The organism is Novosphingobium arvoryzae, from assembly GCF_014652615.1.
Taxonomy (GTDB): Bacteria; Pseudomonadota; Alphaproteobacteria; order Sphingomonadales; family Sphingomonadaceae; genus Novosphingobium; species Novosphingobium arvoryzae.
Genome location: NZ_BMZD01000008.1, coordinates 93,786 through 105,184, shown reverse-complemented (window position 1 = coordinate 105,184; position 11,399 = coordinate 93,786). Strand labels below are relative to the sequence as shown.

At 64.1% G+C, this 11,399-nt stretch carries 8 protein-coding genes; 1 reads left to right on the top strand and 7 read right to left on the bottom strand.

The features are described 5' to 3' along the window. Positions 1 to 58: 58 nt before the first annotated feature. From IE113_RS14220 to IE113_RS14190, 7 genes are all read right to left on the bottom strand, one after another. Positions 59 to 814 (bottom strand): flavin-containing monooxygenase, encoded by a 756-nt coding sequence (locus tag IE113_RS14220; protein ID WP_189542638.1) that lies wholly within the window; start codon positions 812 to 814, stop codon positions 59 to 61. Positions 815 to 1,076: 262 nt separating this feature from the next. After that, a complete protein-coding gene (locus IE113_RS14215; RefSeq protein ID WP_189542636.1) occupies positions 1,077 to 2,744 on the bottom strand; it encodes a recombinase family protein in 1,668 nt (555 codons plus the stop codon). Then, a complete protein-coding gene (locus IE113_RS14210) occupies positions 2,741 to 3,241 on the bottom strand; it encodes a DUF2924 domain-containing protein (protein ID WP_189542634.1) in 501 nt (166 codons plus the stop codon). Before IE113_RS14210 ends, IE113_RS14215 begins: the two co-directional genes overlap by 4 nt. Positions 3,242 to 3,769: 528 nt before the next feature. Next, positions 3,770 to 5,020, bottom strand: a complete 1,251-nt coding sequence (locus IE113_RS14205) for an acetyl-CoA C-acetyltransferase (RefSeq protein ID WP_189542632.1) — start codon at positions 5,018 to 5,020, stop codon at positions 3,770 to 3,772. A gap of 125 nt (positions 5,021 to 5,145) precedes the next feature. Next, on the bottom strand, positions 5,146 to 7,194 hold the full coding sequence (locus IE113_RS14200; RefSeq protein ID WP_189542630.1) for a 3-hydroxyacyl-CoA dehydrogenase NAD-binding domain-containing protein: 2,049 nt from the start codon (positions 7,192 to 7,194) through the stop codon (positions 5,146 to 5,148). Positions 7,195 to 7,213: 19 nt separating this feature from the next. Then, the gene (locus tag IE113_RS14195; RefSeq protein ID WP_189542628.1) at positions 7,214 to 8,206 is read right to left on the bottom strand and encodes an NAD(P)H-dependent flavin oxidoreductase; all 993 of its coding nucleotides are present in this window, start codon (positions 8,204 to 8,206) and stop codon (positions 7,214 to 7,216) included. A gap of 334 nt (positions 8,207 to 8,540) precedes the next feature. Next, positions 8,541 to 10,157, bottom strand: a complete 1,617-nt coding sequence (locus IE113_RS14190) for an AMP-binding protein (protein ID WP_189542626.1) — start codon at positions 10,155 to 10,157, stop codon at positions 8,541 to 8,543. Positions 10,158 to 10,246: 89 nt separating this feature from the next. Between IE113_RS14190 and IE113_RS14185 the strand changes: the two genes are divergently transcribed. Then, positions 10,247 to 11,398, top strand: coding sequence for an acyl-CoA dehydrogenase family protein (locus tag IE113_RS14185; RefSeq protein WP_189542624.1), 1,152 nt, complete (start codon positions 10,247 to 10,249; stop codon positions 11,396 to 11,398). Position 11,399: the final 1 nt, after the last annotated feature.

Here is an 11,399-nt window from a genome sequence, read left to right as displayed (position 1 = left end):
GGCCGAAAAGGCCAACCCTCACGTCTCAAAAGCCGCCATCAGACCCCTCGCGCCGCCGTCAAGCCAAAAACAGCCGGTTCTTCGAGGTGTCCAGCTTGCGCAGTTCGTCCGCCAGGCTGTCGGCATTGCGACCAGCCGCGAAGTAGGTCGGCGTGCGCTGCAACATGGTGACATGCGCGCAGCTATCAGCCAGCGCCGGGATCAAGGTGGCGGCCGTGGCACCCGAGCCGATCACCGTCACCTGCTTGCCGCTGAGATCGAGATCGTCTGGCCAGTGCTGCGGGTGGACAACCTGCCCCTGGAACTGGGCGAGACCTGGCCAGTCAGGCGTGTAGCCGTGTGAATGGCGGTAGTAGCCCTGACACATCCACAGGAAGCGCCCCTGCAGATGGACCAAGCCTTCTATATCACTGCGCTCGACTGCCAGTGTCCAGCTTGCCGCTTCACTCGACCATTCGGCGGATTGGACCTTGTGGCCATAACGGATGTGCGGCCCAAGATTGGCATCCTCGATAGCCCCGCCCAGATAGTCCAGAATCTGCTGGCGCGAAGCGATGGGATCACCCTTCCACGGCTTGAAGCCATAGCCGAAAGTGAACAGATCGCTGTCCGAACGGGTGCCGGGATACTTGTGCATCAGCCAGGTGCCGCCGAACGATTCCATCGCGTCGAGGACAACAAAGCTCAAGTCCGGGCAGTGCTTGCGCAGCAAGGTTGCGCTGCCGATGCCCGAGATCCCCGCGCCGACGATTATAACGTCGAAACGCTCGATCTCTTCTGAGTCGCAACCGGCATCGCTTGAAACCGCAGACATTTCATTCCTCCAGCGCCGGGTGTTTGGTGCGGCGTCGGAGGCTCCCTAGAATCGATCACATGGCTAAACTGTCGCCTATTGGCAGTTTAGTCATGCGAGTTGTTTTTAATCCTCGCCCAAGCGAATGGTGGTGTCTGCAAAGGCCCGCACGCCCACCTAGGCGCTACCCGAGAGTTGGCATACATAGGTCGTCGGTGAACGAACGACGGCTTTCGACCAGACAGATTGAAGCCGATTATGGCCGCATTGTTAGCGCCACCAGTCAATTCCGCAACATGCACCGGCGCTCCTGATCTTCCCATGAAGGATCGATGGCGCGGATGTAGAGCAGGGCCGAGCTGTCGATCCCGGCTCTGAGGCGGCCATCCAGTACCGCCTCGACCACCGCGGGCGAGAGGAATGCAAGCCGCAAAACGCGCGTGATGTAGGAACGGGTCACCCCTTCGAGCACCGCGAGCGTGGATGGGTCAATCCCGGTTCGGGAGATCCGCTCCCACCAACCCCGGGCTTTGACAATCAGGCGAACCAGTGTGAGGTCCACGCCGTCAGCCGTGGCAGCCGCGCCTTTGTCATCAATCAGGCGCAGGGCCCGGCCGGTCCGGGTGAGCCGAACCTGGCAGTCGAGCCTGATCCGCGGCGGACTGGCATCGCATGGAGGGAGGCCAAGGATGGCAGCGAACGCCGCAAGGGATATCTCGATGCTGAGGCCATCAGGCTCGACCCGAACCTGATAGATGATGTCGGCGAGCATGGTGTGTTGACCGGCCTCAAGCGCAGCCGCGCAGTCCTTGCTTCGTTTGAGGAGCATTTCAAACTGCGCAGGCGCGAGGTTGAGGCTCGCGAGTTCGACAAGGTGCAGTGGATCTTTGAGCAGTGCTGAACATTCCTGCGCCACCACCTGCTCGATCTCCGCTGCCGGAATCCGCATCGTATCGTCTGCCGCATGGCGCTCGCCATGGTGGAGCGCCTTGCTGACATAGTAGCGGTAGCGCCTGCCCCCCTTGTTCGCATGAGTGGCGATCAGCGGCGCACCCTGCGCATCGACGATCCGGCCGGCGAGGATGCTGACGCTCGGCGATGGCGCCCCTCGAGTACCGCGCACGTTTCCGGAGAGGTGGGCCTGTACTTTGTTCCAGAGTTCAAGGTCGATGATCGCGGCGTGCTGCCCCTTGTGCTGCAAGCCGCGGTGCTGGATCCGCCCGATATAGATCGGATTGCGCAGGATCGCATAAAGCTGCCCGCGAGCAAGCGCCGCACCGCCGTGGATGCGGCCAGTCCCTGCCTTGCGCCTGGGAGCAATCAATCCATCGGCTTCGAGGCTTTTGGCCAGAAGGCGAACATTGCCGCAGGCAAGGTAGCGTTCGAAGATCGTGCGGACGAGTTCAGCGTGATCCTCGACGACCAGCAGGGTGCGCCCATGCGGTTTGTAGCCCAAAGGTGGGACCCCGCCCATCCACATCCCCTTGGCCTTGGAGGCAGCGATCTTGTCGCGGATCCGCTCGGCGGTCACTTCGCGCTCAAACTGGGCAAAGCTGAGCAGCATGTTGAGCGTCAGGCGCCCCATGCTGGTGGTCGTGTTGAACGACTGGGTCACCGAGACAAAGCTGGTGCCGGCCTTGTCGAGCGCTTCGACCAGTCTGGCGAAGTCGAGCAACGAGCGGGTCAGGCGGTCGAGCTTGTAGATGACAATGATGTCGACCTTGCCCGCTTCCACGTCCGCCAGCAAACGCTGGAGTGCAGGCCGCTCGAGCGTGCCGCCGGACAGACCGCCATCATCGTACTCGTCGGCTAGCAAAGCCCAACCCTCACTTGCCTGACTCAGCACATAAGCGGCGCAAGCCTCGCGCTGGGCGTGGAGCGAGTTGAAGTCCTGCTCGAGCCCGTCCTCACTCGACTTTCGCGTATAAATTGCGCAGCGCACAGCCTTCATGCTGCACGCGCCCGCTGCTTGAGTCCGAAGAACGCAGGTCCCGACCAGCGGGTGCCGGTGATCGCCCGGGCAACTTCGCTCAGCGAGCGCCAGGTCTTGCCATTCCAGTGGACCTGACCATCTTCATCGATAGTGACCGTGTGCAGTACTCCATTCCACTCGCGAACCAGTCGCATACCGGGCGCCGGCTTTTGGTCGGACAAGGATTTGCCGGCGAGGTTGGCTAGCCGCTGTTCAGTCCGACGTGGCAGGCCGCCGTGCACCGCGACCTGCAGTTCCGATGCAATGGCGAGTTGCAGCAGAGTGCCGCGCACCTGCGGCACAGGCTTATCGGTAATCTGCTGCCAAAAGGCGCGCATCTGGGCGAGCGACATAACGGACAGCGCGCCGAGCTCGGCATCGAGGTCAAGCAGGCGAGTTAGCTGGCGGGCAGCAGGGGAGGATTGTGTCTGCTCTTCTCGGTCGGACTGAGCGGATGGTGTGGTAGGTCTTTTCATGGGTGCTCCGTTTGGGAGCAACCCTTCAGCGGTGCTCCCACCGCCTACAGCCCGGATGACCGCAGCATCCGGGGCGTCACTGGCGGCGCGAAGCAGCGCTCACAGTTCGAGCCGCAGCACATGGCGGAATGGACGCTTCAGTCCAGCGGAATAAGTGCAAGGGCTGGAATTTCCAAGCTTGAAGCCCGTTACCCAATCAGTTGGACGCGGATATCATTTACGTTCGTCAGAAAGGGGGCGATGGCAAAGGGATTGCACCACTAGCATAGACCGCGTGGCGGGTAGTGTGCGGCCATGCCCTGCCCACGCAAACCCGCCAATCCGTTCCGGTACTTTCATTCGTCACCCGAGGTCCTCCGCCTCGTGGTGATGATGTACATTCGCTTCAGACTGACACCTAAGTCCAGCGTAATGAGCGATTTAATTAGACCGACGGCGAAGATGGGCAGCACCAGCGCGGCCACTCGATCTCGACGCACTCCTCCACCTTGGACAATCACTTTTATAAGCTTATTGACCAGACGTTGGTCAGATCCGCTCGATAATGATGGCGGGGGCCATGCCGCCCGCCGCGCACATGGTGATCAGGCCGTACCGTCCGCCGGTGCGTTCCAGTTCATCCAATGCGGTGCCGATCAGCAGGGCCCCGGTCGCGCCGATGGGATGGCCCAGTGCGATAGCTCCGCCGCTGGCGTTCACTTTCGCGCGGTCCATGCCGAGGTCGCGCATGAACTTTTCCGCGACGACCGCGAACGCCTCGTTGATTTCCCAGACATCGATGTCCGCGACGCTGAGGCCGGCCCGTTCCAGCGCCTTACGGGCCGCAGGGACCGGAGCGTTCAGCATTAGGGTCGGACAATCGCCCACGTTGACTGCCGTCACGATCCGCGCGCGCGGCGTCCAGCCCTGCTTGTCGGCATAGGCCTTTGACGCCAGCAGCACAGCGGCGGAACCATCGACCACGCCGGAACTGTTCCCGGCGTGGTGGATGCCGGTCCATTCAAGGTCCGAATACTTGCGCTGGATCATCTGGCGAAACGTCGTGCCATCCTTGTCCGCCGCCATGTCGGCAATCCCGTCAAAGCTGGGCTTCAACTGCGCCAGACCTTCTGCGGTCGTTTCCGGACGAGGAAATTCATCCTTCGCCAGCGCGAGCGAGCCGTCGTTGTTGTAGACCGGCACCACGCTGCGCTCGAAGCGTCCCTCGTCCATTGCCACTTTCGCCCGGCGCTGGCTTTCCAGCCCCAGCGCATCGACATCGGCGCGGGTAATCCCCTCCATCGCGGCAATCGCATCGCCGCATACGCCCTGGTGGCTGAGCGGGTGGAGCGCGACGAGATCGGGGTTCCCCGCCCCCGGCCCGAGCGCCAGACCGGCGGCGGCCTCTTCCTGGAAGATCACGCTGTGCTGGCTCATCATGTCGGTGCCGCCGCCGATCACGCAGTCTTCAAAACCGGACGCGATCTGGCTTGCCGCCAGCGCGACTGAAGTGATCGAGCCACCGCACGCCCGGTCCAGCGTCATGCCGCTGGCACGCACGTCAAACCCTGCCAGCAGCGCCGATGTGCGGCCAAGGTTGCCCGCTTGCCGGCCCTTCTGGAGTGCGGTGGACCAGACCACGTCATCGACTTCGGCCGTGTTCAAACTGTTGCGCTGCGCCAGTGCCTTCAGCACCGCCGCACCCAGCGCCTGAGGATGGAGGTGGGCCAGCGAGCCCTTGCCCACCTTGCCGATGCCGCGCGGCGTGCGCACCGCGTCGATGATATATGCCTCACCCATGTCCTAAGATCCTTTCCCCGCTGGCGGGTGCGTGAATGTTGGGATTCAGTTATATAACTAGGTGATATAAATCAACCGGCGAGAGCAGGAAGTTTTCGCCCTGCTCCCGCCCGGTCCACCTCCGTTCAACCGCGCGTGAAGCTACCGCCCGACGCGGCCTTTTCCACCAGCAGCTTCGCCGGTTCGATCCCCATCGCGCGCAGTCCTTCGACCACTTTGGGCAGGCCCACGGTATCGGCCCAGAACATCGGCCCGCCGGTATAGACCGGCCAGTTGTAGCCCAGGATGCAGGCCACATCGATGTCGCTGGCGCGGATCGCAACGCCTTTTTCCAGCACCTTGGCGCCTTCGTTGATCACCGGATAAAGCAGCCGCGCGACGATCGCCTCCGCGCTTTGCGGCCCCTTGTTCTCGACGCCCTTGAAGGTGGCGTAATCGGCGATCACTTGCGCGGCGACCGGGCTGGGACTGGCGACGCGCTTGTCGTCATAGTCGTAAAAGCCCCCGCCCTGCTTTTGCCCAAGCCGGCCCAGCTTGACGAGATCACCGTTCAGCGTCCGCTCGTTCGAGCCGCGCCCGATCACGTCCAGCCCCACCAGATCGCCCATCGCGAACGGCCCCATGGCAAAGCCATAGCCATAGATCGCCTGGTCAATGTCCTGCGGGGTCGGGCCTTCCAGCACCAGTTCCATCGCCTGGCGGCTGCGCGGGCTCATCACGCGGTTGGCGATGAAGCCGGGGCCGACGCGGCTGACGACCGGCACCTTGGAGATGGTCCGGGCGACTTTCAGCGCGGTCGCCAGCACCGCGTCAGACGTCTTGGCGCCGCGCACGATTTCCAGCAGCCGCATGACATTAGCGGGCGAAAAGAAGTGCAGCCCGACCACGTTTTCGGGGCGGCTGGTGACGCTGGCGATCTCGTCCAGATCGAGGAACGAGGTGTTGCTGGCCAGAATCGCGCCCGGCTTGGCAATCTTGTCCAGTTTGCCGAACACGTCCTTTTTGATCCCCATGTCCTCAAACACGGCCTCGATCACCAGATCGACGTCCTTCAACGCGTCGAGTTCCAGCGCCGGGGTGAGCAGCGTCATGCGCTGTTCCACCTGTTCGGCGGTCATCCGGCCCTTGGCGGCGGTGTTTTCATAGTTCCGGCGGATCACGCCCACGCCGCGATCCAGCGCGGCCTGCTCACGTTCCACCAGCGTCACGGGGATGCCGGCGTTGAGGAAGTTCATCGTGATGCCGCCGCCCATCGTGCCAGCGCCGATCACGCCGACCGACTGCACTGGCAGCGCCGCCGTGTCCTTGGGCAGGTCCGGCACCTTGGCCCCTTCGCGCTCGGCGAAGAAGTAATAGCGCTGCGCCGCGCTTTCGGTGCTGGTCATCAGTTCGCCGAACAGATCGCGCTCGCGCTCGATCCCCTGCTCGAACGGCAGCTCGGCCGCCGCCTCGATCGCCTTGACGATGTTGAACGGCGCCTTGAACCCGCGAAACGCGCGGGCGTTCTTCTTCAGATATTCGGTGTAGATTTCCGGCTTGCCGCGATAGGGCTCCACCTTGTCCTGCCGGTCGCGCACGCGCAGCAGCGGGCCACCTTCGGCCACCAGCTTTTGCGCAAAGGCAATCGCGTCCTCGCGCAGCTTGCCCTCCTCGGCCAGCGCGTCGATCATGCCGAGTTCCAGCGCCTTTTTCGCCGGAACCGGCGCGCCGCCAGTGATCAGGTCAAGCGCGGCGGGAATGCCGACGATGCGCGGCAGGCGCTGCGTGCCGCCCGCGCCGGGCAGCAGGCCCAGCGCGACTTCGGGCAGGCCGACCTTGGCCGAGGGAACGGCGATGCGGTAGTGGCAGATCAGCGCCAGCTCATACCCGCCGCCCAGCGCCGTGCCGTGGATCGCCGCGACGACCGGCTTGGTGCCGCCTTCGATGATGTCGAACACCTCTTGCAGGTTCGGTCCGCCCATCGCCTTGCCGAATTCGGAAATGTCCGCGCCCGCGATGAAGGTCCGGCCCGCGCAGATCAGCACGATCGCCTTGACGCTGTCGTCCGCTGCGAACTGACGGAACCCTTCATCCAGCGCGATGCGGGTGTGGACCGACAGCGCATTGACCGGCGGATAATCGATGGTGAGAATGCCGATGCCGTCAACGACTTCGGTGGTGCCAACCTGATTCATGGTGTTGTTTTCCTGAAACTTAGCGCGGTGCCTGGCCAGTCATGCTCGCGAGGCGCTCCTGGATGATGCTTTCCGCTTCGGCGACGATTCGGCCGACCAGTTCCTGACAGGTCGGCACGTCGTGGATCAAGCCCTGCACCATCCCGGCCCAGAATACACCCTTGGACAGATCGCCAGTCTCCAGCAATTCCTTGCCTGCCGTTCCCGCCACCAGTTCGCGCACGTCCTCGAATTTCGCGCCGGGCTGCGCCAGACGGCGGACGACCTCTTCGGACACGGCGTTCTTGCCGACGCGGGCGGTGTTCTTGAAATTGCGGAAGATCAGGAAGCTGCCGCGTTCGTCATTGTCGATATAGGCCTGCTTCACGTTGGCATGGATCGGGGCTTCCAGCGTGGCGCAGAACCGCGTGCCCATGTTGATCCCTTCGGCCCCCAGCGCCAGCGCGGCGGCAAGGCCGCGCCCGTCGCCGAACCCGCCGCTGGCGAGCATCGGGATTTTCACCTTGTCCGCCGCCGCCGGGATCAGGATCAGGCCAGGAATGTCATCCTCTCCGGGGTGCCCGGCGCATTCGAACCCGTCGATGGAAATCACGTCCACCCCGGCCTTTTCCGCCGACACCGCATGGCGCACGGCGGTACACTTGTGCAGGATCCTGATGCCGTGGGGTTTGAGCTGTTCCCAGATTTCGCGCACGGCCGGCGTGCCGGCGGTTTCAACGATCTTTACCCCGCCATCGATGATCGCCTGGGCATAGGCCTTGTAATCGGGCGAATTGATCGTGGGAAACACGGTCATGTTCACGCCAAACGGCTTGGCGGTCATCGCGCGGGTGCGCTCGATCTCCGCCCGCAGCGCATCCGGGCTGGGCTGGCTGAGCGCGGTGATGATGCCCAGCCCGCCCGCATTGGACACTGCGCTGGCCAGTTCGGCAAAGCCGACGTTCATCATCCCGCCCTGGACGATGGGATGTTCGATTTCGAGCAGCTCGGTAATACGGGTTTTCAGCGCCATGTTGGCTTGCTCCCAGTGGTTTTGGTTCAGATCCGCCTGATGGCGGACTGGCTGCGATTGCGATCAAGTTCGCGCTGGCACGCTTCCGCGCCCGTCACGTTGGCGTCCCACGCGGCAACCGAACGGTAGCGGCGAGATGCGCGTTATCATTCAGCATTGACAGCACGGCCAGTCCTATCCCACAACGCATATCGAGTTATATAACTAGGTAATATATATCAAGCCCGATAGCGGGCCTGATGGCGGGAACGGCAAAAGACCGCCCGCGGCAAGGAGCGGAGCGTTGAACGACGGCACGACAGTCCGGGCAGTCAGGAGGGCGGTCACGCCGCGCTCAGGCCCCGTCCTGCGCGGTCCGCGCGGCCAGCACGCGCCGCAATTCGGCCTTTTGCACCTTGCCCGTGGGCGTGCGCGGCAGGACATCGACGAACACCAGCTTTTCGGGCGTTTTCTGCCGCGCAGCGCCCAGCTGGCGGAAATGCTCGCCAATCGATTCGAGGGTCAGCGCCGCCGCCGGATCGGCGATCAGCACCACGCAGACCCGCTCTCCCAGCCGCGCATCCGGCCAACCGATGGCCGCCACGTCGCGCACGCCGGGCATTTGCAGCAGCAGTTCCTCCACCTCGCGGCTGGAGATGTTTTCGCCGCCGCGGATGATGATGTCCTTCTTGCGGTCGGTGATCGCCAGAAATCCGTCCGCGTCGATCCGGCCGATATCGCCCGTCAGGAACCAGCCGCCCGGCAGGAAGCTCGCCGCGTTGAGCGCGGAGTCGGTATAGCCGGTGAACCGCTCCGCCCCGCGCGCCGCGATTTCACCTTCGCTGCCGGGGTTTACGTCATGGCCACTGTCGTCGACGATCCGCACTTCGACGCCCGGATTGGGTCGACCATCGGTGTTCAGCCGCTTGTCCAGCGGATCGCCGGGGCCGCACTGCGAAATGGTCGGCATTTCGGTGGAACCATAGCACCGGCAGCAATGGATGCCCGCCGCCTCGCTTGCCGCCACCAGCGCGGGCGGGACGATGGTGGCGCCGATCAGGAACTGGTTGAAACTGGTGATGTTCCGGCTGTCGCGCAGCGCCGCTTCCATCAGGCCCGACAGGTGGAACGGCGTGCCCGACATCTGCCGGACCTGGAACCGTTCCACCAGCTCCGCCGCCAGCGCCGCGTCCCAGCTTTCCAGCAGGACCATCGGGCGGCCCAGCAGCGAATGCCCCAGCACTCCCAACGTCCCGGCGATATGCCCCGACGGCCAGGGCGACAGGCCGAATTCGTCTGCCGCACTGCCCTTCATCTGCGCCGCCAGTTCGGCCAGCAAACTGCGCGAGGTATGCTGCACGCCCTTGGGAGCGGCCGTGGTGCCCGAGGTGTAGAGCAGCAGCGCGCAGTCGTTGGGTTCGACCGATACGTCAGGGCATTCGCCCTGCGGCAGATCGGCCAGCGCGATGGCGCCGGCGGGCACGTTGCCGCCCAGCACGATCCGGTGCGCCAGCGCGGGCAGGTGCGGCAGGCGGGCCAGCCGGTCGAGATAATCGATTCCGCGCCACTGGTCCGGCACGATCAGCGCCTTCGCGCCGCTATCGGCCAGGATCTGCCCCAGTTCATGTGGGCCAAAGATATGGACGATCGGCAGCAACCGGCACCCCAGCAGCGCGGCGGCCTGATAGAGCGCGGCGTTCTCAAGGCAGTTGGGCAATTGCATCGCGATGGTATCGCCGGGGCGCAGGCCCAGCGCGTGGAACGATCCGGCCAGTTGCCGCCCTTCGGCATGGACCGCGCCCAGCGTGGACACGCGCTCGCCCTCGCTGCCGAAGAAATGCAGCGGCACATCGGGCTTCGCCGCCGCCAGTTGAGTCATCGCCTGACCCAGCGAACGGTCCGCCCACAGGCCCAGTCGGCGCCATTCGTCCTGCAATTGCGCCGGCATCGTGCTGGCCTGTTCCATCATCATTCAAACCCCACCCAGATCGTCGCCTACGTGCGTGTACGCGAGGGTGGTCCGCTGCAAACCGTTCCGTCAATGCCGGAGTCCTGATCCCGATGGACATCACCTTTTCCCCCGCAGAGCAGCAGTTTCGGGCCGAATGCCGCGACTGGCTGCACGACAACGTACCGGACCAGCGCCGCCCGATGGACGCAGCCGATGCGCTGGATTTCGACAAGGCGTGGCAGCGGCGGCTGTTCGATGCCGGGTGGGCCGGGATCAACTGGCCGACCGAATATGGCGGGCGCGGCCTGTCTATCGTCCAGCAGGTGATCTGGCTGGAAGAATATGCCAATGCCAATGCACCCTGGATCGGAGCGAACTTTGTCGGCGTGAACCATGGTGGCCCCACGCTGATCCTGAACGCCAGCGATGCGCAAAAGGCATATCACCTGCCCCGCATCCTGCGGGGCGAGGCGATCTGGTGCCAGGGCTTTTCCGAACCCGGCGCCGGGTCCGATCTGGCGGGGATCAAGACGCGCGGCCGGATCGAGGGGAACGAACTGGTCATCACCGGTTCGAAGATCTGGACCAGCTTTGCCCACGTCGCCGACTGGCAGGAACTGGTGCTACGGACCGAGGAGGGATCGCAGCGGCACAAGGGTCTGTCGTGGGTGATCTGCCCGATGCACGCCCCCGGCATCGAAGTGCGCACGATCCGCAAGATGTCGGGCCAGACCGAGTTCGCGCAAGTGTTCTACGACGATGTGCGCATCCCGCTGGACAATGTCGTCGGCGGGCTCTGCAACGGCTGGAAAGTGGCCATGTCAACGCTCAGTTTCGAGCGCGGGACCGGGTTCATCGCCGATCAGGTCAAGCAGTCGGAAGAGGTCGAGGAGCTGCTGGAACGCGCCCGCCAGACCGGCGCGCTGAAGGATGACCGGATCGCCGAACAACTGGCGCAATTGCGCGCCGAAGTCGCCGCGCTGCGGGCGATGACTTATCGCAACATCAGCCAGGTGGTGCGCACCGGCCAGCCGGGGGCTGAAAGCTCGGTGATCCGGCTGTTCACATCGGAACTGGGCCAGCGACTGGAACGCATGGCGCTGCTGCTGGCCGGGGATGACATCCTCGATTTCCGGTACGGCGACGACAACCTGGTGGCCGAATACTTGCGCGGATTTGCCGCGACGATCGCGGGCGGCACCGCCCAGATCCAGCGCGACATCATCGCCGAGCGCCTGCTTGGCCTGCCGAAATCGAGGTAAG

Coding starts and splice junctions, on each gene's coding strand:
- IE113_RS14190 (WP_189542626.1), bottom strand. CDS start 10,157: ATGATGATGGAACAGGCCAGCACGATGCCGGCGCAATTGCAGGACGAA.
- IE113_RS14185 (WP_189542624.1), top strand. CDS start 10,247: ATGGACATCACCTTTTCCCCCGCAGAGCAGCAGTTTCGGGCCGAATGC.
- IE113_RS14210 (WP_189542634.1), bottom strand. CDS start 3,241: ATGAAAAGACCTACCACACCATCCGCTCAGTCCGACCGAGAAGAGCAG.
- IE113_RS14195 (WP_189542628.1), bottom strand. CDS start 8,206: ATGGCGCTGAAAACCCGTATTACCGAGCTGCTCGAAATCGAACATCCC.
- IE113_RS14200 (WP_189542630.1), bottom strand. CDS start 7,194: ATGAATCAGGTTGGCACCACCGAAGTCGTTGACGGCATCGGCATTCTC.
- IE113_RS14205 (WP_189542632.1), bottom strand. CDS start 5,020: ATGGGTGAGGCATATATCATCGACGCGGTGCGCACGCCGCGCGGCATC.
- IE113_RS14215 (WP_189542636.1), bottom strand. CDS start 2,744: ATGAAGGCTGTGCGCTGCGCAATTTATACGCGAAAGTCGAGTGAGGAC.
- IE113_RS14220 (WP_189542638.1), bottom strand. CDS start 814: ATGTCTGCGGTTTCAAGCGATGCCGGTTGCGACTCAGAAGAGATCGAG.